Origin of the sequence: Pseudomonas sp. RIT411, assembly GCF_003057735.2 — a bacterium.
GTDB classification, from domain to species: Bacteria; Pseudomonadota; Gammaproteobacteria; order Pseudomonadales; family Pseudomonadaceae; genus Chryseomonas; species Chryseomonas oryzihabitans.
In genome coordinates, this window is sequence record NZ_QBIZ02000002.1 from 116,819 (window position 1) to 140,546 (window position 23,728).

Sequence of the window (23,728 nt, forward strand, 5' to 3'; positions counted from 1 at the left end):
GGCGCTAGTAGACGTCCTTCAGATAGCGCTTCTGCTCGCTCATCTCGCGCACATAGTCGGCGGCGGCCTCGTCGCTGAGGTGGCCATGGGTCGCCACCACCTGGCGCAGGGCCTGGTCGACGTCCCGGGCCATGCGGCTGGCATCGCCGCAGACATAGACGCGGGCGCCGTCCTGCAGCCAGCGCCAGACCTCGGCACCGCGTTCGCGTAGCCGATCCTGCACATAGATCTTCTCGGCCTGGTCGCGGGAGAAGGCCAGGCTCAGTTCGCTCAGCAGGCCATCGCGCTGGAAGCCTTCCAGTTCGTCGCGGTAGTAGAAGTCATGGGCGGCGTGCTGTTCGCCAAAGAACAGCCAGTTGCGGCCCTGGTCGCCCCGAGCGCGCCGCTCATGGAGAAAGCCGCGGAAGGGCGCGATGCCGGTGCCGGGGCCGATCATGATCAGCGGGACGTCGCCCTGGTCCGGTAGGCGGAAGTGACGTGAAGGCTGGACATGCACCTCGGTGGTGGCGTCCTGCAGACGGTCGGCGAGAAAGGTGGAGGCCACGCCCTTGCGCTGACCGTAGCGCACCGCCGAGACCGTGAGGTGCACCTGGCCGGCATGGGCCAGGGGGCTGGAGGCGATGGAGTAGAGGCGCGGTTGCAGGCGCTTGAGGCTGCCGAGCAATTCGCCGGCATCGTGGCGGGCGGGATAGCGCGCCAGCACATCGGCCAGTTGCCGGCCCCAGAGCCAGGTCTTGAGTTCATCCCGGTTGCCCAGCAGGGCGTGGCACTCGGCAGCGCCACTGCGCTCGGCGATCAGCGCCAAGGTCTCGGGGTTGGGACGGGCGATCTCATAGTGTTCGCTCAGCGCCTGGCGCAGCGACAGCTCGCCGACCTTGGCCACCGCGACTGCTTGTTCGCCGTCCAGGCCGGCGAGGGCGAGCACCTCCTCGACCAGTTCCGGGCAGTTGCGCGCCTTCACGCTCAAGGCGTCGCCGGCCTGGTAGGTCAGGGGCTGCGCGGATTCGAAACCGAACAGCCGCACCTCCTTGTTCGATCCGGCACCGTTGAGTCTTTGGTTGATGACCAGCCGCGCGGGCACCGCCGTCGGGCGACCGCTCGTGGTCGGAGGGGCGACGGGCACCTGGGCGGCCTGGGGCGCCAGCTGCCCTTGCAGGGCGTTCAGCCAGGCGTCGGCGGCGTCGAGGCCATCGGCGTCGCAGTCCAGCCGCGGGCAGAGACGGCGGGCGCCGAGTTCGGCCAGGCGGGCGTCGAGGCGCTGGCCGTGGCCACAGAACTGCTCGTAGGTGGAATCGCCCAGGGCCAGCACGGCGTAGTCCAGCTCGGCGAGGGAGGCATCGAGGCGACCGAGGCCCTGCCAGAAGGCCTGGCCATTGTCCGGGGCCTCGCCGTCGCCAAAGGTGCTGCTCACCAGCAGGACGCGGCGGGCACCGCTCAGGCGTTCCACGGCATAGGCGGCCATGTCGTGCAATTCGACGGTGAGGCCGGCCTGGCACAGGCGGGCGACGCAGCGCTCGGCCAGGGCTTCGGCGTTGCCGGTCTGGGAGGCCCAGAGCACCACCAGATCGGCCGGCGCGGTAGCGGTCTGGGGCAGGCCGGCACTCTGGCTTTGCGGCAGGCGGCTGAATAGCCCGGCGAGCAGGCCATCGAGCCAGAGGCGGGTGTCGGCGGCCAGCGGCGCCTGGGCCGGCAGGCAGGGCACGCCCTGGGCGCCCCCGTCGCGCAGGCCGTCCATGAAGCCGGCCAGGTAGGTGCGTTCGGCCGCGCTGAGCTGGGGCCGTACCGCGGTGGCGACCCCGGTGAGATCGGCCAGCCGCGCCAGGGCGGGTTGCTGGACGCTCTCGGTGACCGGCTCGTCGGCCGGCAGCTGGCGGTGGGGGATGGTGGCGACCCGGGTCAGGCGCACCGCGCAGACCTTGAGTTCCGGTTGCAGCGAGAACGGATCGACGGCATCGCTGGTGACGGCATTGATGGCCAGGTCGCTGCCCTGAACGTCGGCCCAGTGGAAGGGGGCGAAGCAGTTGCCGGGCTGGACCCGGTCGCTGATCGTCACCGGCAGCACCGCGCGACCGCGCCGCGAGGTGATTTCCAGGCGATCGCCCGCGCTGAACCCCAGCGCCTGGGCGTCCTGGGGATGTACCTCGACGAAGGGCGCCGGATTGAGGCGATTCAGCGCGGCGATCTTGCCGGTCTTGGTCAGGGTGTGCCACTGGTGCTGCAGACGCCCGGTGTTGAGCACGAAGGGGTAGTCGGCATCGGGCAATTCCGCCGGGTCCAGGTGCGGGCGAGCGAAGAATTGCGCCTTGCCGCTGGGGGTGGCGAAGTTGAGCGCGCTGGGTTCGCCGGTCTCGTCCAGGCGCAGGGTCTGGCTGCGGCCGTCGTTGCGATAGCGGATCGGCTGGCGCGGATCGCTCTCTGCGCTGGGGCAGGGCCATTGCAGCGGGGTCTCGCGCAGCCGGGCATGGCTGGCGCCACGGATGTCGTAGCCGGTCTGGGGGTTGTGGAACTGCCTGATCTCGTCGAACACCTCGGCGGCCGAGGCGTAGGTGAAGTGTTCGCCATAGCCCAGGGCGCAGGCCACGTCGGCGATGATTTGCCAGTCGGCGCGGGCCGCGCCGGGCGGGGTGACGGCCTGGGGGGCCAGGGTCAGGTTGCGCTCGGAATTGATCATCACTCCGTCGGCCTCGGCCCAGAGCGCGCCGGGCAGGAGGATGTCGGCGTATCTGTTGGTCTCGGTGTCGAGAAAGGCGTCCTGGGTGATCACCAGTTCGGCGGCCTGCAGCCCGCGGATGACCGTGTCGCGATTGGCCACGCTGGCCACCGGATTGGTGCAGATGATCCAGCAGGCCTTCACGGTGCCGGCGGCCAGGTCCTCGAACAGGGCGACGGTGCCCTGGCCCAGGCGGGTGTGCAGGGTGCCTTCCGGAATCTTCCAGGCACGCTCGACGAAGGCGCGGTCGGCGGCGGACAGCAGGCTGCGCTGGCCGGGCAGGCCAGGCCCCATGTAGCCCATCTCGCGTCCGCCCATGGCATTGGGCTGGCCGGTCAGGGAGAAGGGGCCGCTGCCGGGACGGCAGATCTTGCCGGTGGCCAGGTGCAGGTTGCACAGGGCGTTGGTGCTCCAGGTGCCGTGGGTACTCTGGTTCAGGCCCATGGTCCAGAGACTGGTCCATTCACCGGCCTCGCCGATCCAGCGCGCCGCGGTGCGGATGTCCGCCTCGGCCAGCCCCGTCCCGGCGGCCACGCGCGCCGGGCTGTAGTCGGCGAGAAAGGCCGGCATGTCCGCCCAGCCCTCGGTATGGGCGGCGATGAAGGCTTCGTCCAGATAGCCCTCGGCGTGCAGCAGATGCAAGAGGCCATTGAGCAGCAGCAGATCGGTGCCCGGACGCAGTTGCAGGAAGAGATCGGCCTTCTCGGCGGTGGCGGTGCGCCGGGGATCGACGACGATCAGCCGGGCGCCGCGCTTGATCCGGTCCAGCAGCCGCAGGAAGAGGATGGGATGACAGTCGGCCATGTTGGCGCCGCTGACCAGGAAGAGGTCGGCGCGGTCGAGGTCGTCATAGGAACCGGGCGGACCGTCGGCGCCGAGGGACAGCTTGTAGCCGGTGCCGGCACTGGCCATGCACAGGCGGGAATTGGATTCGAGCTGGTTGGTGCCGATGAAGCCCCGCGCCAGCTTGCTCGCCAGGTACTGGGCCTCCAGTGACATCTGCCCGGACACATAGAAGGCGATGGCGTCGGGTCCGTCGCGGTCGAGGATGGCGCGCAGGCGCTCGGCGGTGACGGCGACGGCCTGCTCCAGCCCGGTCTGCACCGGTTCGTGGGAGCGGTCGTGGCGGACATAGGCCTGCTCCATGCGTCCGCTGTCCACCAGCGCCTGGTGGCTGGTGCTGCCCTTGGTGCAGAGGCGGCCGCGGTTGGCGGGGTGGTCGCGATCGCCGCTGACCTTGGTGACCCGACCGTCTTCCACCTGCATGACGATCCCGCAGCCGACGCCGCAGTAGGGGCAGACGCTCTTGAGGTGGGTAGTGGTCATGGCAAGGATCCTTCGAAAACCAGAAAGCGAAAAGGCGCCGGTCGCGCTCCCCGGAGGGAGGCGAACACGGCGCCTTTGTCGTGAAGGGGGCGATCGACGTTGACCGCTCCATGCCAGGGATTTAGCAAGGCTCGCGCCAGCTTGGTCCGGTGCGCGCGGGGAGCGCATGACTGTTGGCCTGGCGGGGTGGCGGTGGCGCCTGGCGGGGTCGCTGCCCTGGCGGTCGAGATGCGCCGGGACAGGGCAGGCCGACCCTGCCTTGCACCGTTGTGGTTCCAGTCGGCAGCCGTCCGGACCGGCGCCAGCAAGCCGCTTGGCGGGCTGCAGCCCGCGCCAGTGGCCGATCTGCGGGCCAGCCGACGAAACTGGCACAACCGATGCAAAAGCTCTCGCAGACCCGCCCATCCGGGTCGCCCGGTCGATCAACGGCGATCGACAGCCACTGCAGGCGACGGGCACGGAGCAGAGCCAAGGGCTCCTCCCTACTAGAACAGGCAAAGGCGCCTGAGACCGCAAGGTTTCAGGCGCCTTTTTATTTGCCGCGAATCAACCTGATTGGCCTCGGCCGGGGGATAGCCTCCATGAACAGCATCGTGACCCGCAAAGAACGCCTGATCGTCGTCGGCAACGGCATGGTCGGCCATCACCTCGTCGAGCAGCTGCTGGCGGCCGGCGCCCTGGACCACTACGAGATCCATGTCTTCGGCGAAGAGCGCCAGCGCGCCTATGACCGGGTCCATCTCTCCGAGTACTTCGCCGGTCGCGATGCCGAATCCCTGGCCATGAGCGAAGCCGGCCTCTATGCCGTGCCCGGCCTGGTGCTGCACCTGGGCTGCGCGGTGACCGCCATCGACCGCGAGCAGCGCGAGGTGCTGACCCCCGAGGGCGCCTTTGGCTACGACCGCCTGGTGCTGGCCACCGGTTCCTATCCCTTCGTGCCGCCCATCGAGGGCGCCGAGGGCGATTCGCGCCTGGTCTATCGCACCCTGGACGACCTGGACACCATCCGCCTGGCCGCCGCCCGGGCACGCCGCGGCGTGGTGGTGGGCGGTGGCCTGCTCGGCCTGGAAGCGGCCAATGCGCTGAAATCCCTGGGCCTGGAAGCCCATGTGGTGGAATTCGCCCCGCGGCTGATGCCGGTACAGCTGGACGACCTCGGCGGCGCCGCCCTGCGCCAGCGCATCGAGGACCTGGGCGTGGGCGTGCACCTGTCCAAGGCTACCCAGAACATCACCGCCGGCAGCGAGTACCGCTACCGCATGAACTTCGCCGGCGAGGATTTCCTCGAGACCGACCTGATCCTGTTCTCCGCCGGCATCCGCCCCCAGGACGCCCTGGCCCGCGGCTGCGGCCTGGAACTCGGCGCCCGCGGCGGGGTGGCCGTGGACAACGGCTGCCTGACCAGCGACCCCTTCATCCATGCCATCGGCGAGTGCGCCGCCTGGAACGGCAGCATCTTCGGCCTGGTCGCCCCGGGCTACCAGATGGCGCGCCTGGTGGCCGCCACCCTCTGCCACGGTCAGGCCACGCCCTTCACCGGCGCCGACATGTCCACCAAGCTCAAGCTGCTGGGCGTGGACGTGGGCTCCATCGGTGATGCCCACGGCGCCACGCCCGGCGCGCGCAGCTATCGCTACATCGACGAAGCCAGCGCCAGCTACCGCCGCCTGGTGGTGTCCGCCGATGGCAAGCACGTCCTCGGCGCCGTGCTGGTGGGCGACAACAGCTACTACGACGCCCTGCTGCAATACGCCCAGAATGGCATCCCGCTGCCCCAGGATCCGGCCAGCCTGATCATGCCGGTGGGCGAGGGCGCCCCGACCCTGGGCGCCGATGCCCTGCCGGCCACCGCCACCCTCTGCTCCTGCCACAACGTCACCAAGGCCGCGGTCTGCGCCGCCATCGACGCCGGCTGCACCGATCTGGCCGGCATCAAGAGCTGCACCAAGGCCGCCACCGGTTGCGGCGGCTGCGCGGCGCTGGTCAAGCAGGTGTTCGAGCACGAGCTGATCGCCCGGGGCGTCGAGGTCGACAAGAGTCTCTGCGAACACTTCGCCCATACCCGCCAGGAGCTCTATCACCTGGTGCGGGTGGAGGGTATCGAGAGCTTCGAAGAGCTCCTGGCGCGGCATGGGCGCGGGCACCATGGCTGCGACATCTGCAAGCCGGCGGTGGGCTCCATCCTGGCGTCCTGCTGGAACGCCCCCATCACCGATCCGCACCTGGTGCCGCTGCAGGACACCAATGACACCTTCATGGCCAACATGCAGAAGAACGGCACCTACTCGGTGGTGCCGCGCATCCCGGGTGGCGAGATCAGCCCGGAAGGCCTGATCGCCATCGGCCAGGTGGCGAAGAAATACGACCTCTACACCAAGATCACCGGCGGCCAGCGCATCGACCTGTTCGGGGCCCAGCTGCACGAGCTGCCGGACATCTGGGGCGAGCTGATCGCCGCCGGCTTCGAGACCGGCCATGCCTACGGCAAGTCGACCCGCACGGTGAAGAGCTGCGTCGGCAGTACCTGGTGCCGCTACGGGGTGCAGGACAGCGTCAAGATGGCGCTGGACATCGAGCATCGCTACAAGGGCCTGCGCGCCCCGCACAAGCTCAAGTTCGCGGTCAGCGGCTGCACCCGCGAGTGCGCCGAGGCCCAGAGCAAGGACATCGGCGTGATCGCCACCGAGAACGGCTGGAATCTCTATGTCTGCGGCAACGGCGGCATGCGCCCGCGCCACGCCGAGCTATTCGCCACCGACCTCGACGACGAGACGCTGATCCGCTACATCGACCGGCTGCTGATGTTCTACATCCGCACCGCCGACCGCCTGCAGCGCACCTCGGTGTGGCGCGAGTCCCTGGAAGGCGGGCTGGACTACCTCAAGCAGGTGATCATCGACGACAGCCTGGGCCTGGGCGCCGAGCTGGAAGCCCAGATGCAGCTGGTGGTGGATCGCTACGAATGCGAATGGGCCAACGCCCTGAACGACCCGGACAAGCTCAAGCGCTTCCGTACCTTCGTCAACCAGCGCGGCAGCGACCCGGACATCCATTTCGTCAAGGAGCGTGGCCAGCGTCGGCCGGCGCGCCACGGCGAACTGCACCTGATCAACCTGACCGAGGAGGCCTGACCATGACCCAGACCACTACCGCGCGTGCCCTGGAACCCCGCTGGCAACCCCTGTGCAGCCTGGCCGACCTGGTGCCCCAGTCCGGCGTGGTGGCCCTGCACGAGGGCGAGCAGGTGGCGCTGTTCTACCTGCCCAACACCGAGCAGAAGGTCTTCGCCGTGGGCAACCGCGACCCCAAGTCCGGCGCCAACGTCATCGGCCGCGGCATCGTCGGCCAGCTGGGCCCGGATCTGGTGATCGCCTCGCCGCTGTACAAGCAGCACTTCCGCCTGGCGGACGGTGGCTGCCTGGAGTACCCGGAGCAGGCCCTACCCACCTGGGCGGTGCGGCTGAACGGCGAGCAGGTGGAGATCGCCTGACGTGGCTCGACCCTCACCCCAACCCTCTCCCGGCGGGAGAGGGGCGGTCCAGAGTGGGGCGGGGCTTGGCGCGTAGGCTGAACAAAGGCGCAGCCTTGTCCGGAAATGGCCAAGGCGATGCCAGGTGACCCTCACCCCAACCCTCTCCCGGCGGGAGAGGGGGCGGTCCAGAGTGGGGCGGGGCTTGGCGCGTAGCCTGGACAACGGCGCAGCCTTGTCCGGAAATGGCCAAGGCGATGCCAGGTGACCCTCACCCCAACCCTCTCCCGGCGGAGAGAGGGCGGTCCGGAGTGGGGCGGAGCTTGGCGTGTAGCCTGGACAACGGCGCAGCCTTGTCCGGGGTCCGCGCCGAACACTGCTATCCCCACTGTTGCACTAACCGCAGTGCAGCTTTGCGCAATCGGGAGCTGCGCGGGGCGGCGAAATGACTTCCAAGGGTCGATACTCAAGGAGCGGGGACGCTGTCTGCCGATCCTGGCAATCGCCTCGCGGGAGGTCACCATGCGCCTGACAAGAACAATTCGCTCCGCGCTGTTCATCGCCCTGCTTCTGGCCCTGGCCGCCATCGCCCTGCTAGAGGGCTGGCGCGCGCAACCGGTGGGCGAACCCACGCTGCGCGCCGATCCGGTCTGTACCCATGGCTATGCGCCCTATGGCTGCTATCCGGTACCGGCCCGCGGGGGCGATCTGGGGTGGCTGGAGCGCCTCTAGGTCGTCATCCCGGCCGCTGTTCGGTAGCCAGCAGCAACGCCAGGTCGTTGCCCGCCAGGACCGGGCCGAACAGCGGGCCCTGGACCTCGTCGCAGAGGTGCGCCCGCAGCCAGTCCAACTGGTCCTGCGTCTCCACGCCCGTCGCCGCCACCCGCAGGCCCAGGGTCCGTCCGAGGCCGATCAGGGCCTGGGCGATGGCGGCATCGGCAGGCTGAGTTTCCAGGCGAGCGACGAGACGGCTATCCAGGCTGATGCCATCCAGCACGGACTGGCGCAGCGCCTCGAGGCCGCCTGAGCCGCTGCCGAAGTCGGCCAGACTCAGGCGCACGCCCAGGGCCTTGAGCGCCTGCAGCTGAGTGAGAGACACGTCTTCCACCTGTAACAAGGCCTCGGGCACTTGCAGCTCCAGGCGTCCCGCTGCCAGACCACTGGTCTGCAGGGCGCTGGCGACCGCCTCCACCAGGGCCTCGGCATCGGCGCACTGGCGCGCCGATAGGCTGATGACCAGCCGTAGCGGCACGGGCCAGGCTGCGGCGGCGCGACAGGCGTCGTCCAGCAGCCACGGCCCCAGGGCAACGCTGAGTCCGGTTTCCTCGGCCAGCGGCAGGAAGGCGGCGGGCGGCAGCAGACCGCGCAGCGGATGGGCCCAGTGCAGCTGGACCTCGACGCCACTCAGGTCATCCGTGGCGATGCTTCGGCGCGGCAGGTAGCCCAGGCGCAACTGGTCGAGCGCCAGCGCCTGGCGCAACTCCTGCTCCAGATCGCGCCGCTGGCTGAGCTGGGCGTCCATCGCCGGCGCATGAAAGCACCAGCCGTTGCGACCCGCGGCCTTGGCCTGGTAGAGCGCGATATCCGCCAGACGCAGCAGGTCCTCGACCTGGGTGGCCTGGTCCGGGGCCTGGGCGATGCCAATGCTGGTGCCGACGCTGACCGACTGCTCCTCCAGCAGAATCGGCCGGCCGATGGCGTTTACCAGGCGGGCACAGATCTGGTCGACCGTCGCCACGTCCAGGTGACCGAGCAACACCACGATGAATTCGTCGCCACCCAGGCGCGCCACCAGGCCGCCGGGCCTCAGACTGGCCTGCAGGCGGCGGGCGATTTCCTGCAGCACCCGATCGCCGGCGGCATGGCCGAGGCTGTCGTTGACTGGCTTGAAGCGATCCAGGTCCAGGCTGAGCAGCGTCAGCGGCGTTCTGGATTGCGCCAGTTTGCGCGCCAGGTAGTGCTGCAATTGCAGCCGGTTGGCCAGGCCGGTCAGGCTGTCGTGTTGCGACAGGTGTTCGATTTCCGCCTGGGCATTGACCGCGGCGGTGATGTCGCTGGCGGTACCGCGAAAGCCGGCGCCCTCGGGCAGCGGCCGGGCGGTGATCTCGCAGACCCGGGCGTGACCCTGGCGGTCGCGATAGTGGCAGCGCAGCACCTGACGCTCGTCGCGCTGGTGAACGTTGTCCTGGAGCCAGTTGGCCAGGCGGGTGGTCTCGCTGCTGAACAGCTCCGTGAGCGGCCGGCCGAGCCAGCTGCCGGGCGCATGACCGGTGATGCGGGCGAAGCGTTCGGACAGATAGGTGATACGGCCTGCGGCGTCGCTTTCCCAGAGCCAGTCGGAGGCGGCCTCGGCGAGTTCGCGAAAGCGGCTTTCGCTGCGGCTCAGTTCGGCCTGGCTGGCGACCAGGGCATCGAATTGCCGGTCGAGCTGGCGAGCCGAATTCAGCGCATGACGGATCAGCAGGGCCAGCACCAGCCCGAGCAGCAGCACCCCGGCCAGAAAGATCGGCAGGGTACGGCGCAGGAGCTGGGCACCGGGTTGCGGCGGTTGCCAGTTGAGCAGCAGCGGCGAATCCAGAAACTGCAGGTATTGGTGATCGGCGAGGGGCGCCCGCGACGCCTCGAGTCGCGGCAGGCCATAGGTGTCGCTGAGATGGGCCAGGGTGTCCGGATCGAGCACGTTGACGAACAGCATCACCGAGGGCGCGCCGGGGCCAGGGGCCACGCTGTAGCTCGCGCCCGGCGTTATGGTGGCCGCGGCGACCAGCGCCGGGACGCCGCCCACGCTCAGCACCCGGACCAGGCTTTCGGTCTCGCCGGGGCGTTGGCGGGTCTCCGCCAGCAGACCGGCCAGATCGCCTTCGAGCCATTGCGCCGCCGCGCGCTCGGTCGGCCGACCATCGATCACCGCGTAGACGGTCCGGTCCTGCGGATCCAGTACGAAGACCCCGTTGTAGCCGTAGAGCTCATAGGGGATGTCGCCGACGTTGCGCTCGTCGTTGGCCCAGAACAGATCGACCGTCAGGTGCAGGTGCTTGTAGGCCTCGCCCCACTTGGCGTAGTTGATGATGTTGTGGCCGATTTCGTTCTCCACCTGCACCAGGGTGCGCTCGATATAGGTGCGGGCGCGTTGCTGGACGTCGGCGTCCTGGCTGGTGGCGGTCCTGATCAGCAGGTAGCAGCCGAGGCCGAGCAGGATCGGCAGGGCGCAGATGACCGGAAAGAGGCGCAGCAGCAGATTGTGGCTGCGGCGGGTGGCGATGGGCGTGGACGTCATGATCAACCTGGGCGGCGCTGGAGACAGTCAGGTTCCCCGCAAGCGGGCTACAGACGACGCGCGGGGTACCTGGCCAGAGGCCATTATCCGTTACCGCCCAGCGGCCGTCTGCTCAGCGTCGGACCGGGGGCAGCCAAGAGCCGCCCGGACGGTCAACCGCTCAAGGCCGCGGCGGATAGCTGACGAGCAGGTCGCCGATCAGCCGGCTGAAGGCGGCGCTGCGCTGGGCCGGGGTGGCGTTCTGGTCGTCCAGCAGGCGCTCTTCGCTGGCGCGCCAGACCAGCTTGCCGTCACGGCCATCGAGCATGTCGAGTTGCACCGTCATCACCGGGTAGGTGACGGTCTGGGTGCGCACATAGCTCGGCCCCCAGGGACCGGGACCCCAGGCGGAGCCCCAGGGGCCACCCCAGCCCGGGCCCCAGTATGGATCGGCATAGCTGAAGCTCTGCTGGCGCTGATCGAGGATCACATAGAGCTTGATCTTCAGGTCCGGGCGCGCGCCGGTCGGTGCGGGACGCAGCCCGCGCTGGTCGAGCCCGCTGCTGACCGAATCGCGCAGGCGCTGTTCGGTGAGATCGCTACGTACCCGCGGATCGTTGGGGCGGTACTCGATGGCGGGATCGGCCCAACCCCAGCTGCGATAGGCGGCGAAGTCGCGGCTGGCGTCATAGTCCAGGTTGCGCGGGCCGCGCTCGGCGCAGGCCGCCAGCAAGAGGACCGCAAGCAGCAGGAGGCAACGTTTCATGGGCGATCCTCTGGGTCAGGAGACTAGTCTGCTTGGACTGGCTTAAGGGCGACTTATCGCGTCAGCTGGGCGGATAGTTGGCCAGCAGGCGGCGGGTGGTGTCCCTCAGGGTACGCGCGCGTTCGCCGCTATTGCCGCCGCTGGCCTGCTCGGCGGCCGAATGCCAGAGCACGCGGCCGGTGGCGGGATCGAGCAATTCCACCTCCAGCACGTCGACCAGAAAGGTCCGGGTGCGGGTCCGCGCCTGGCCGACGGTGGCGCCATAGCCCGGGCCGTAGCCATAGGGCCCGTAGCCGCCGTAGCCATAGCCGGTGTCGTAGTAGTCGGTGTACTGCTCGCTGCGCTGCTGCTGGGTAAGGCGGGCCCGCACCTGCAGATCGGCGCGGGCACCGCCAAGGGCCGGTCTCAGCCCACGCTGGTCAAGACCGTCGGCCACCGCCTGCTGCACGGTCTGGCCATCCAGGCCGCCGCTGACCACGGCGGCGCCGGGGGCCCAGCTCCAGGTGCGATAGCGACTCCAGTCACGCGGTGCCGGCGGATAGGCCGCTGGATCCTGCTGCGGCAGCACCGGCACCGAGGCTTCGGGCAGGCTGCTGGCGACATAGGGATTGGGCGTCTGGCAACCGGCCAGGGCGAGCAGCGCGAGCGACAGGCAGAGCAGGGGGCGACGCATGACCGGTTCCTCGAAGGAATGCTGGCCAGAGCATACCGCGCCCGAGGTCATCCTGCCTTAGCTTGGCAGAGCCAATGCAGATAGCGGCCGAGACGGGCGAAGGCCGGGTGCCGTCGATGGGCCAGTTCCATGGCCACCAGCTCCTCGCCCGCGGCGCGCGCCTGGAATTCCGGCGGCATGTAGTCATGGAAGACCCGTACGCCACTGCGCGCCTGGATCCGCCAGTCCGGCGCCAGCCAGGCCTCGACCTCGCGCGGGTCCAGCGGTTGTTGCGGCGTGAGGCCGCGTTGGCCCGCGCCGGCGTATTCACCCTGCCGGAGTTTGCGAAAGTGCCCCTTGAGCAGGTTGCGATAGATCAGGGCATCGCGGTTGTAGAAGGCCAGCGACAGCCAGCCGTCCGGCGCCAGGCAGCGTTGCAGGGTCGGCAGGATCGCCGTGGGCGTCTCCAGCCATTCCAGCACCGCGTGGCAGAGCACCAGATCGAAGGGTTCGGCGAAGAAGGGCAGCTCCTGCCAGGGCAGCGCCAGCCAGGCGGCGTCGAGGCCGGCGGCGGCGAAGGCCTCCTGGGCCCCCGCCAGCATGGGCGCCGAGGGTTCGGCCAGGGTCACGGCATGGCCCTGTTGCGCCAGCCAGAGACTCATGTGGCCGAGCCCGGCGCCGATGTCCAGCACCCGCAGCGGGCGTTGCGGCAGCACCTCGGTCAGATCCGCCTGCAATACGGCCAGGCGGATGGCGCCCTTGGTGCCGCCATAGATGTTGGCGGCGAAGCGGGTGGCGCGGTCGTCGAAGAAGGTATCGCTCACGGCAGGAAGCGCCTCTCGTTATCGGCCAGCTTGGCCAGCACCGCCTGTTCCACATCCAGCTCCAGTTCGCTGCCCAGTTGCAGCAGATAGAGCAGCACGTCGGCGATTTCCTGGCCGGCGTGTTCGCGCTCGGCGGCGCTCAGGGCGCGGGCCTCGACATCGCTCTTCCACTGGAAGATCTCCACCAGTTCGGCCATCTCGACGCTGGCGGCCATCGCCAGATTCTTGGGGTTGTGATAGCGCCGCCAGGCGTTGGCATCGCGGATCGCGTGCAGGCGGGTGAGCAGGGCGGGGAGGTCCATGGGCGTCCGGGGGTCGAAAAAACGCCATTCTCCCATGGCTGAACGCGCGGGCGGCAGTGGCTCGTCCGCCGACCCGCAAGACAGCCTCGCGCCGCTGCTCTACCCTGGGCGCAACACCGATACGCTGGCTGCGGGAGCCCTGATGAAAGCTTGCCTGACCGGTCTGGGGTTGGCCCTGCTGCTGACCACCGGCGTCGCCCATGCCGAAAAGCTGCTGCTGGAAGGCACCCTGGGCCAGGCCCGGGTGGTGGTGGAGCTCGATCCCACCGCCAATGACGAAGCCTATGGGCGCTATTTCTACGACCGCTATCGCCGCGACCTGCGCCTGAGCGGTCCGGCTCAGCCGGGCGACCGGCTGGAGCTGGAGGAGGGCGCGCCCTGGCAGGAGGGCGCCAAGGCCAGCTGGTCGCTGACGCGCGGCACCGACGGTCGCTGGACCGGCAGCTGGAGCGGGGCCGGCAAGACCCTGCCCCTCGCCCTGGCCCCGCTGCACCTGGCGCAGCCCGCCGCGGACGATCGCTATCGGCAGCAACTGCGCCGGGACGACCCCTACGAATATCGCCGCCTGCAGGGACTCCAGCTGGAACCGGGCGAGCGCCAGACCTTCATGGGGCGTGAGCTGCGCGGGTGGCGCGAGCCGGTCTCGGGCATGCAGCTGTTTACCGTGGAGGGCGCCAGCGAGGCGGCCAATGCCGTGCTGCGCGACCGCCTCTGGGCGGAGGTGGACGCTCATCTGAGCTGCATCGGTCCTGACGGCGAGCACAGCCTGCAGGTGACCCCGCAGTTGCTCACCGAGCGGGTGCTCAGCGTCAATCTGTTCAGCCAGTACAGCTGCAGCGGCGCGGCCCACCCGGATTTCGGCAGCGCGCCCCTGACCCTGGATCTCCAGACCGGCCAGGAGCTGGCGCTGGAAGACGTTCTCTGGCTGGGTCACGGCCAGCCGATCCGCCCGCAGCCGGAAGATCGTTATTCCCAGGCCCTGGCGGACTATCGGGAACAGACCCTGGCACCCTGGGTGATCGGACTGTTCACCCGCCTGTATCCAGAGCTGATGCAGGCGCCGACCGATGGCGACGGCTGCGATTATCGCAGCGCCGACGTCTGGCAATTCGCACCCTGGTACCTGACGCCCAAGGGTCTCTACCTCGGTCCGACCTTCTTCCGCGCCGCCCGCAACTGCGACGAGCCCGGCGGCACCCTGGTGCCCTACGCGGAGGTCCGCAAGCATCCGGGGCCGTTGGTGGGGCTGCTGCCACGCTAAACGCAGGTTGGGTTGAGCCCAGCGAAGCCCAACAGCAAGGAAAAGGTCTGGGATGTTGGGCTTCGACGATGAAGCCGTCTCAGCCCAACCTACGGCAGCGGGTGGCACGCTCGTGGGTTGGCGCTGAGCCTGTTGAAGTCCAGGATCGCCACCTGGCTCCCACAGTGAGGCCGATTGGTGGCCTTCCTTACTTGCGTAGCAGCTTCTGCAGCCGGGCGTGCTGCCAGAGGGCGACTCGGTCGCGCAGGAAGAAGGTCTGGATGCCGCGGCCCAGCAGCAGAACTCCCCAGATGGCGGCGACCCACCAGGACCAGTGGCTGTCGGGCGAGGTCTCCCGATTGAGCACATAGAGAAAGATGCAGATGACCAGGCCTCGCAGCACCTGCCAATAGAAGCCGATCTCGGCGGCCACCTGTTCACGAGCATTGGCGATCCGCTCGTCTGCGGCGGATCCTGCTTCCTGGGAGGTTTGCTCGGTCAGATCGCTCACCCTGATCTCCAGGACGGCGGCCAGGGCGCTCAGCGTCTCCAGACTGGCCTGTTCGCCATTTTCGAGGCGTTGCACCGTACGGGTGCTGATGCCCGCGAGTTCGGCCAGCTGCTCTTGCGACCAGGCTCGCGCCAGGCGGTGTTCCTTGATCCTGTTGGGCAGTTGCATCTCGATTTCTCCAGCGATGAGGGACGAGGGAAAGCCTAGCCGCAGACCCCTCTGTCCGACACGACGGCAACCCGACAGCAGCCTGACAGGGAGACGACAGGGACCTGACGGCCTCGCCGGCAGGGGGATTCGGAAGCCCGTCTCCTCAGAGGATCCGTCCACTCTACACCGGCTATACCTGGTGGAAACCGTCCAGGGTTTCCACAACAGGTTCGGCTGCGCGTGGGTAAGGCTGCGCCGTTACCCACCCTGCAGTCAGCTGTCAGTCCGTAGCGTGGAAAGCCGCGAAGCGTTTTCCACTGGGCATTGAGTATCGGCAGCGGACAGGGCTTCGCCTTCTTCCACTCTAGTCGTCGGCGATCAGCCGCTTGCCCAGGGTGACGACCTCGGCCTCCACATAACCCAAGGCCGCATAGAAGCCGAGGATCGCCGCGTTGTCCCGGCGCACCATCAGCTGCAGCTTGGGACAGCCGCGCTCGGTGAGCAGCTGTTCGGCGGTCGCCACCAGTCGCCGGGCATGACCGCGGCGCTGGTGGGCGGGGGCCACCGCCAGGTAGTAGAGCCAGCCGCGATGGCCATCGGTGCCGACCATGGCGCTGGCCATGAGCACGCCGTCCGCTTCGCCCACCAAAAACAACTCGGGTTGCTCGGCGAGCTTGCGCTGGATGTCGCGGTAGGGATCGTTCCAGGGACGGGTCAGACCGCAGGCCTGCCAGAGGCTGACCACGGCCTCGGTGTCGGCGGGCTGGAAGGGGCGGATGTGCATGGGAAGTCCGGCAGCGGGATGAAGCCCAAAGATTACAGGTGCGTTCGAGGATGCTGCTGGCTTTAACGGCTCTATCGCGGCCATGGGCCGCTCCTACGGGTTCTGATCACCATGTAGGAGCGGCCCATGGCCGCGATGCGAGAGTTGCTGCTACGTACCAGCGTCAGTGAGTAGGTTGGATTGATCGCCAGCGAAGCCCAACGGCGCCGTTGGCCTACAGAAAGTTCTCCGCATAGTGGCAGGCCACCTGGCGGGCTTCCACGTTGCGCAGCGCCGGGACCTCGGTCTTGCACTTTTCCGTCGCATAGGGGCAGCGACGGTGGAAGACGCAACCGGGTGGCGGATCCAGCGGATTAGGCAGTTCGCCCTGGATGCGGATGCGCGGCTTGCTCGGGTCCGGGTGCAGACTCGGGGTGGCCGACAGCAGCATCTGGGTATAGGGATGCAGGGGCCGCTCGAACAGCAGGTCGCGACTGGTCTTTTCGACGATGCAGCCCAGGTACATCACCATCACCTCGTCGGCGATGTGGCGCACCACCGAGAGATTGTGGGAGATGAACACATAGGCCGTGCGGTACTGCTGCTGCAGATCCATGAACAGGTTGAGCACCTGCGCCTGGATGGACACGTCCAGCGCCGAGGTCGGCTCGTCCGCCACCAGCACCTTGGGCTGCAGCATCATGGCGCGGGCCACGGCGATGCGCTGGCGCTGGCCGCCGGAGAACATGTGCGGATAGCGCTGGTAGTGCTCGGGCCGCAAGCCCACCTGCTGCATCATCGCCTGCACCTTCTCGCGCCTTTCGGTGCGCGACAGGCTGGTGTTGATCTGCAGCGGCTCGGCCAGCTGGTCGCCGATCTTGCGCCGCGGATTGAGCGAGGCGTAGGGATTCTGGAACACCATCTGCACCTCGCGGCGCAGCTCCTTGCGGCGGGCGGCGTCGGCCTGGGCCACGTCCTGGCCGCCGATGACCAGGCTGCCGGCGGTGGGCTGCTCGATCAGGGTCAGGGCGCGGGCCAGGGTGGACTTGCCACAGCCCGACTCGCCCACCACGGCCAGGGTGCGCCCGGCCTGGAGGTCGAAGGAGACGCCGTTGAGCGCCTTGACCGTGGCGCTGTCCTTGAACAGCCCGCGGGAGATTTGATAGTGCTGGGTCAGGCCCTTGGCTTCAAGCACGAGGTGCTCGGGCGCCTGCTCCGGGGTGGTGGAGCGGGCGAGGACGGTGGCTTCAGACGGCGCCATGGCGATCCTCCGGCAACTGGCTGGGACGTTGATGTTCGGGCAGCACCTCGGGGGCTTCGCCCGGGGCGACGTTGCGCGGGAAGAAGCAGCGCACCGCGCCGCGGTCATAGGGCTCCAGCGCCGGACGCTCCTGGCAGCGTGGCTGCACATAGGGGCAGCGCGGACTGAGCAGGCAGCCGGCCGGCCGGTCATAGCGACCGGGCACGATACCGGGCAGGGTGTGCAGGCGATCCGTCTGGCTGTGCTCGGGAATGGCCGCCAGCAGGGCTTCGGTATAGGGGTGGGCGGGGGCGTCGAACAGCGTCGGCACCACGCCTTTCTCCACCGCCTGGCCGGCGTACATCACCACCACGCGCTGGGCGGTCTCGGCCACCACGGCGAGGTCGTGGGTGATGAGGATCAGGCCCATGCCCTCGTCGCGCTGCAGATTGACCAAGAGCTCCATGATCTGCGCCTGGATGGTCACGTCCAAGGCGGTGGTGGGTTCGTCGGCGATCAGCAGACGCGGCTCGGCGGCGATGGCCATGGCGATGGCGACGCGCTGGCTCATGCCCCCGGACAGCTGGTGCGGATAGGCGCCGAGACGGCTGGCCGCGGCCGGGATCTCGACCTTTTCCAGCAATTCCAGGGCGCGCTGGCGAGCGGCGCGACCCTTGAGGCCCAGATGCTGGCGGATCACCTCTTCCAGCTGGAAGCCCACGGTGTAGCTGGGGTTGAGTGCCGTCATCGGGTCCTGGAAGACCATCGACAGCTCCTTGCCGATCAGGTGGCGCCGGCGGCGACCCTTGAGGCTGAGCAGGTCCTGGCCGTCGAAGGCCAGGCGGTCGGCGGTGATGCGGCCGGGGTGATCGATCAGGCCCATCACGGCCATCATGGTCACCGACTTGCCGGAGCCGGATTCGCCGACGATGGCGACGATTTCGCCCTGATCCACCGTGAGATCGAGGCCTTCCACCACCGGCGGGGCGTCGGCGCCGCCGAAGCGCACCGAGAGGTTCTGGATTTCGAGGAGGCTCATGACTGCACCTTCAGACGCGGATCGAGGGCATCGCGCAGGCCGTCGCCCATCAGGTTGATGGCCAGCACGGTGAAGAGGATGGCGAGACCCGGCAGGGTCACCACCCACCAGGCGCGCTCGATGTAGTCACGGGCCGAGGCCAGCATGGTGCCCCACTCGGGAGTGGGCGGCTGCACGCCGAGGCCGAGGAAGCCCAGGGCTGCGGCATCGAGGATCGCCGAGGAAAAGCTCAGGGTGGCCTGGACGATCAGCGGCGCCATGCAGTTGGGCAGCACGCTGACGAACATCAGCCGCAGGGTGCCGGCGCCGGCCAGCCGCGAGGCGGTGACGTAGTCGCGGTGCAGTTCGCCCATCACCGCGGCGCGGGTCAGGCGCACATAGGACGGCAGCGAGACGATGGCGATGGCCACCACGGTGTTGATCAGGCCTGGGCCGAGGATGGCGACGATGGCCACGGCCAGCAGCAGCGACGGCAGCGCCAGCATGATGTCCATCAGGCGCATGATCACCGGACCGGCGCGATTGGGCGAGAAGCCGGCGACCAGGCCGAGCAGGATGCCGGGGATCAGCGAGAAGACCACCGAGGCCAGGCCGATCAGCAGCGACAGCCGGGCGCCGTGGATCAGCCGGCTGAGCAGGTCACGCCCCAGCTCGTCGGTACCCAGCGGGAACTGGCTGTTGCCGCCCTCCAGCCACAGTGGCGGGGTGAGCATGAAGTCGCGGAATTGCTCGCTGGGCGCATGGGGCGCGACCCAGGGCGCGAAGAGCGCGCAGAACACCACGATGACCATGAAGATCAGCCCGCCGAGGGCGCCCTTGTTGCGGGCGAAGGCGTGCCAGAACTCCTTGAAGGGGGAGGGGTAGAGGGCGCTCGGGTCTTGAGCGGCCGGGGTATTTACCGTTGTCATAGGCTCTGTCCGTTTGGGCGCATCAACGCTGGTGGCGGATGCGCGGATTGACCAGGCCGTAGAGGATGTCCACGACGAAATTGACCAGGATGACCAGGGTGGCGATCAGCAGGATGCCGTTCTGCACCACCGGGTAGTCCCGGGCGCCGATGGCCTCGATCAGCCACTTGCCGATGCCGGGCCAGGAAAAGATGGTCTCGGTGAGCACCGCGCCGGAGAGCAGGCTACCGACCTGCAGGCCGAGCACGGTCAGCACCGGGATCAGGGCGTTGCGCAGGGCGTGGACGAAGACCACCCGCTTGGGCGACAGGCCCTTGGCGCGAGCGGTGCGCACATAGTCCTCGCGCAGCACCTCGAGCATGGCCGAGCGGGTCATGCGCGCGATCACCGCCAGGGGAATGGTGCCCACCACGATGGCCGGCAGGATCAGGTGCTTGAGGGCATCGACGAAGGCGCCGGGCTCGTCGGAGAGCAGGGTGTCGATGAGCATGAAGCCGGTGCGCGGCGGGATGTCGTAGAGCAGGTCCAGACGACCGGAGACCGGGGTCCAGCCGAGCTGCACCGAGAACAGCATGATCAGCAGCAGGCCCCACCAGAAGATCGGCATGGAGTAGCCGGTCAGGGCCACGCCCATCACCCCGTGGTCCACCGTGGAGCCGCGCCTGAGGGCGGCGATGATGCCGGCCAGCACGCCGAACACCGTGGCGAACAGCATGGCCGCCACCGAGAGTTCCAGGGTGGCCGGGAACAGGGTCAGGAATTCGTCCCAGACCCCGACGCGGCTGCGCAGGGATTCGCCGAGGTTGCCCTGGGCGAGATTGCCGATGTAGTCGAAATACTGCTGGTACAGGGGCTTGTCGAGGCCCAGGCGGTGCATGGCTTCGGCGTGCATCTGCGGATCGACGCGGCGTTCGCCCATCATGACTTCCACCGGATCGCCGGGGATGAGGCGGATCAGGGCGAAGGTCAGCAGGGTGACGCCAAAGAACGTCGGTATCAGCAGCCCGAAGCGACGGGCGATGAAGGCGAGCATCGGAGGGGGTATCTCCTCTTGAGGCTGATCAAGACGGCGCGAGTACGTGCCCGGCCGCGTTTTTAAGTGAAAGCCCGCTCAAAAGCCCGCGGGCTTTTGATCTGACTCTCAGACCTTGTGGGTCCGGATTCATCCCTGCGCGGACCGTCCTGGTCCGCGACGAACGCGGCCTGCCAGCGGCAGCCTCGTTCGGTCCTACGAATAGGTTCGAAGAGCGCTCTGGGCCAGCGCTCCAAACCCGGCAGACTACCACGTTGCCACGGCCGTCGATATCCTCGACATGGCCAGGGCTTCGCCGGTGTTCGCGACGCGATCCCGGCGAGATGCCGGGCGCTGCACGAAATCCGCCGGGTTTCGTCATCACAGCAGGTTGAACGGCAGGGTGGAGACCAGGCGCAGCTCCTTGACGTTGCCGTCGACCTGGTTCTGGCTGGCGCGGTGATCGGTCAGCAGCAGGCGGAAGCGACTGTCCTTGAGCGTGCCCTGCTGCACCTTGTAGGTGGTGACCAGGCCGATCTCGTGGTGCTTCTCGCCATCCTGCTGCAGGACCTCGGCATAGTTGGCGTACTTGCCGGCGCCGGCGTCGTAGTGGGTGCCGTCGATGTCCCAACCCTTGGCGTACCAGACGCCGGTGCTCAGGCCAGGCACGCCGAAGTAGCTCCAGTCGGTTTCGTAGCGGATCTGCAGCGACTTCTCGTTGGGGCCGTTGTAGTCCGAGACCAGGGAGTTGGCCAGGTAGATGGCCGCGGTCTCGTGGGCGTAGTCGAAGTACTCGTTGCCGTCGATCTGCTGGTAGGCCAGGGTCAGGCTGTGGGCCTGGTGGCTGCCGGTGAACGCCAGGCTCCAGGCGGTGTTGTCGATGTCGCCGGCCTTGGCGCTGCCGGCGTCGACGGTGCGATAGGCGTTGGCCACCGCCTTCCAGGCAAAGGTGTCGAGCGAGCCGCCGGCCTGGGTCACGCTCAGGAAGTACTGGTTCCAGACGTCTTCGAAGTTGGCGCCATAGACGCTGACTTCCCAGCCCTGGGGCAGCTTGTAGTTGCCACCGAGAAAGCTCAGGCGGTCGGCGGTGACCTCGCGGGTGCCGTACTCGGTGGTCCACTTCTCGTCGCCGGCACCGGTCCGCGGACTGACGCGGGTGAAGCTGCCACCCTGCAGCGAGAGGTTGTCCCATTCATCGCTGGTCAGGGCGAAGCCGTCGAAGCCGGAGGGGAAGGGCCGGTTGTCGTTGTAGCTGATCACCGGGGTGTCGAGCATGAAACGACCGATCTTGAGTTCGGTGTTGGAGACGCGGAAGCGCGCGTCGGCGATGCCCAGCTTGGACCACTCGGCATGGCCCTCGCCCTCGGCGTTGGCCAGGGTGCGGTTGCCGCCGCCACCGATCTGCCCCTTGCCCCGCTCCAGGTTGGTGGCCTGATAGCCGGCCACGTCGATGCCGAAACCCACCGGGCCCTGGGTGTAGCCGGAGCTGTACTTGAGCGCCGTGGCCTGGACCCAGGTATTGCGCGAGTGGGTGCGCACCCGGGTGCCGTTCTTGGTGTAGCTGAAGATCGGATCGGAGCTGGTCTCGCGGGCGAAGAAGTTGCGCGTGGCCAGGGTCAGGCTGTCGTCGGTGAAGAAGCCCTTGGCGCCTTCCTGGCCCTTCACCGGCTTCTGCACGTTGGGCAGGGTCTGGACCTCGTTGGCGTAGCTGGGATCTTCCGGCGCCGGGGACTGGGCGTGGGCGGTCAGGGCCAGGGTGAGTAGCGAGAGGGCGAGGCCTCCACGGTGGATGTTGGTCATCGGCTGTGCTCCAAAGCGGTCGTTTTTCTGTTTTTTTGGGCGTTTCCGGCACGACCGAACCCGTCGCGCCGAAACACGGCGCGAGGCGGGAAAGGTCGAGGGGCGGGCCGCCCGGGCCCGGTCGCTTACGGCATCAGGTGCCGATCAGTCGAGGGTCACCGTGGAGAAGTCGTAGACCCCCAGCGGACTCTGCACATAGCCCTGCACCTTGGGTTGCAGGACGTCGGTGAACAGCGGATGCGCCAGCGGAATCCAGGGCATCTGCTGGTGGAAGATCTGCTGGGCCTGTTCGTAGAGGGCGGTACGCTGAGCCGGGTCGTTGATGCGCTTGGCCTTTTCGATGGCGTCGTTGAAGGCCTTGTCGCACCAGAAGGCGCGGTTCTCGCCGCCCTGCACCGCGGCGCAGCTCAGGTTGTTGGTGAGGAAGTTGTCCGGGTCCCCGTTGTCGCCGGTCCAGCTCATCATCATCAGGTCATGCTCGCCGGCCTTGGTGCGCTTGACGAATTCGCCCCACTCGAACTGGGTGATCTCGGCCTTGATGCCGATCTTGGCGAGGTCGCCCTGGATCAGCTGGGCCACCAGCGCCGGACTGCCGCCCGGGCCGGTGCCGGTGCTGATGTAGTACTTGAGGGTGAAGCCATCGGGATAGCCGGCTTCCTTGAGCAGCGCCTTGGCCTTCTCCACGTCATGGGGCCAGGGCTTGATGTCCTTGGCGTAGCCCAGCAGCGAAGAGGGATAGGGATTGATTGCTGCCTTGGCGCCGCCTTCGCCGAACACCGTCTTCAGGTAGTTCTGCTGATCGAAGGCCATGGCGATGGCCTGGCGCACCCGCACGTCGCTCAGCGCCTTGTGCTTGGTGTTCATCGCCAGGTAGGAGGTGGTCTGGCTTTCCACCTGGGCCAGCTTGAGGCTCTTGTCCTGCTTGAGCATCGTCACGTCCTGCGGCTTGACCGTCAGGCCGATCTGGCACTCGTTGTTGCGCACCCGCTGGATGCGCACATTGGGATCCAGGGTCACCGCCAGCACCAGGCCGTCCATCTGCGGCTTCTTGCCGAAGTAGTCCGGATTGACCTTGTAGCGGGTGTTGGAATCCTTGGCATAACGCTGGAAGACGAAGGGACCGGTGCCGATGGGCTTCTGGTTGATGTCGTCGGTCTTCTTGCTGGCCAGCAGGCTGTCGGCGTATTCCTTGGACAGGATCGAGCCGAAGGCCATGGCCAGGTCGGCGAGGAAGGGCGCCTCGGGCTGGTTGAGGGTGAAGCGCACGTGGCTGTCGTCCACCTTGTCGATGGACTTGATCAGGGTGCCCATCTCCATGGCGGCGGCATAGGGATAGCCGCTCGGGGAGAGGTTGTACCAGGGATTGTTCTTGTCGAGCATGCGCTCGAAGCTGAACACCACGTCGTCGGCGTTGAAATCGCGCGTGGGCTTGAAGTAGTCGGTGGTGTGGAATTTCACCCCCTGGCGCAGGGTGAAGGTGTACTGCAGGCCATCGGGGGAGACCTCCCAGCTTTCGGCCAGGCCCGGCTCCAGCTCGGCGGTGCCCTGCTTGAATTCCACCAGGCGGTTGTACAGCGGGGTGGCCGAGGCGTTGAAGGTATAGCCGGAGGTGTAGCGACCCGGATCGAAGCCTTCCGGATTGGCCTCGGTGCAGACCACCAGGGGGCGTGCCAGGGCGGCATTGGCCGTCAGGCAGAGGAGGGCGGCGAGAGACAGCGAGAATAGCGGTTTGGACACGGAAGGCTCCTCGTGAAGGCCCG

Annotated in this window: 18 protein-coding genes; 4 read left to right on the forward strand and 14 right to left on the reverse strand. The window is 68.0% G+C overall.

Annotated features, from left to right (window positions below; translation table 11 throughout):
* Positions 1-4: 4 nt before the first annotated feature.
* Complete coding sequence (locus DBY63_RS03275) at positions 5-4,036, reverse strand: bifunctional nitrate reductase/sulfite reductase flavoprotein subunit alpha (protein WP_108581265.1); 4,032 nt, start codon at positions 4,034-4,036, stop codon at positions 5-7.
* A gap of 581 nt (positions 4,037-4,617) precedes the next feature.
* On the opposite strand from DBY63_RS03275, the gene nirB reads away from it, so the two are divergent.
* From nirB to DBY63_RS03290, 3 genes are all read left to right on the forward strand, one after another.
* On the forward strand, positions 4,618-7,167 hold the full coding sequence (gene nirB, locus DBY63_RS03280; protein ID WP_108581266.1) for a nitrite reductase large subunit NirB: 2,550 nt from the start codon (positions 4,618-4,620) through the stop codon (positions 7,165-7,167).
* A gap of 2 nt (positions 7,168-7,169) precedes the next feature.
* Entirely contained in the window at positions 7,170-7,526 is a 357-nt protein-coding gene (gene nirD, locus DBY63_RS03285) for a nitrite reductase small subunit NirD (protein WP_027602546.1), read from the forward strand.
* Between the two features lie 501 nt (positions 7,527-8,027).
* Positions 8,028-8,237, forward strand: coding sequence for a hypothetical protein (locus tag DBY63_RS03290; protein WP_007159560.1), 210 nt, complete (start codon positions 8,028-8,030; stop codon positions 8,235-8,237).
* Positions 8,238-8,241: 4 nt separating this feature from the next.
* Here the strand turns inward: DBY63_RS03290 and DBY63_RS03295 are convergent, their stop codons facing one another.
* From DBY63_RS03295 to DBY63_RS03315, 5 genes are all read right to left on the reverse strand, one after another.
* Complete coding sequence (locus DBY63_RS03295) at positions 8,242-10,782, reverse strand: EAL domain-containing protein (RefSeq protein ID WP_108581267.1); 2,541 nt, start codon at positions 10,780-10,782, stop codon at positions 8,242-8,244.
* A gap of 160 nt (positions 10,783-10,942) precedes the next feature.
* Positions 10,943-11,527: a DUF4136 domain-containing protein gene (locus tag DBY63_RS03300; RefSeq protein WP_007159558.1), complete on the reverse strand. Its 585-nt coding sequence runs from the start codon at positions 11,525-11,527 to the stop codon at positions 10,943-10,945.
* A gap of 61 nt (positions 11,528-11,588) precedes the next feature.
* A complete protein-coding gene (locus DBY63_RS03305) occupies positions 11,589-12,200 on the reverse strand; it encodes a DUF4136 domain-containing protein (protein ID WP_058790906.1) in 612 nt (203 codons plus the stop codon).
* Between the two features lie 47 nt (positions 12,201-12,247).
* Positions 12,248-13,003 carry a methyltransferase domain-containing protein gene (locus DBY63_RS03310; RefSeq protein ID WP_108581268.1) on the reverse strand — a complete coding sequence of 252 codons (756 nt, stop codon included), beginning with the start codon at positions 13,001-13,003 and terminating at the stop codon, positions 12,248-12,250.
* Positions 13,000-13,305: a nucleotide pyrophosphohydrolase gene (locus DBY63_RS03315; protein ID WP_007159555.1), complete on the reverse strand. Its 306-nt coding sequence runs from the start codon at positions 13,303-13,305 to the stop codon at positions 13,000-13,002. Before DBY63_RS03315 ends, DBY63_RS03310 begins: the two co-directional genes overlap by 4 nt.
* A gap of 142 nt (positions 13,306-13,447) precedes the next feature.
* Here DBY63_RS03315 and DBY63_RS03320 point away from each other — a divergent pair, with 142 nt between their 5' ends.
* Positions 13,448-14,566, forward strand: a complete 1,119-nt coding sequence (locus DBY63_RS03320; RefSeq protein WP_256594344.1) for a hypothetical protein — start codon at positions 13,448-13,450, stop codon at positions 14,564-14,566.
* Positions 14,567-14,753: 187 nt separating this feature from the next.
* On the opposite strand, the gene DBY63_RS03325 is transcribed toward DBY63_RS03320, so the two are convergent.
* From DBY63_RS03325 to DBY63_RS03360, 8 genes are all read right to left on the reverse strand, one after another.
* A complete protein-coding gene (locus DBY63_RS03325; RefSeq protein WP_108581270.1) occupies positions 14,754-15,224 on the reverse strand; it encodes a helix-turn-helix domain-containing protein in 471 nt (156 codons plus the stop codon).
* Positions 15,225-15,570: 346 nt separating this feature from the next.
* Positions 15,571-15,990, reverse strand: a complete 420-nt coding sequence (locus DBY63_RS03330; RefSeq protein ID WP_108581271.1) for a GNAT family acetyltransferase — start codon at positions 15,988-15,990, stop codon at positions 15,571-15,573.
* Positions 15,991-16,204: 214 nt separating this feature from the next.
* Entirely contained in the window at positions 16,205-17,230 is a 1,026-nt protein-coding gene (locus DBY63_RS03335; protein WP_037007201.1) for a peptide ABC transporter ATP-binding protein, read from the reverse strand.
* Complete coding sequence (locus DBY63_RS03340) at positions 17,217-18,248, reverse strand: ABC transporter ATP-binding protein (protein ID WP_007159551.1); 1,032 nt, start codon at positions 18,246-18,248, stop codon at positions 17,217-17,219. Before DBY63_RS03340 ends, DBY63_RS03335 begins: the two co-directional genes overlap by 14 nt.
* A complete protein-coding gene (locus tag DBY63_RS03345) occupies positions 18,245-19,156 on the reverse strand; it encodes an ABC transporter permease subunit (protein ID WP_027597109.1) in 912 nt (303 codons plus the stop codon). Before DBY63_RS03345 ends, DBY63_RS03340 begins: the two co-directional genes overlap by 4 nt.
* A 22-nt stretch (positions 19,157-19,178) precedes the next feature.
* Positions 19,179-20,189, reverse strand: coding sequence for an ABC transporter permease subunit (locus DBY63_RS03350; protein WP_007159549.1), 1,011 nt, complete (start codon positions 20,187-20,189; stop codon positions 19,179-19,181).
* Positions 20,190-20,549: 360 nt separating this feature from the next.
* Positions 20,550-21,968, reverse strand: a complete 1,419-nt coding sequence (locus DBY63_RS03355; protein WP_108581272.1) for an OprD family outer membrane porin — start codon at positions 21,966-21,968, stop codon at positions 20,550-20,552.
* 144 nt (positions 21,969-22,112) lie between these two features.
* Positions 22,113-23,705, reverse strand: a complete 1,593-nt coding sequence (locus DBY63_RS03360) for an ABC transporter substrate-binding protein (RefSeq protein WP_108581273.1) — start codon at positions 23,703-23,705, stop codon at positions 22,113-22,115.
* Positions 23,706-23,728 lie beyond the last annotated feature (23 nt).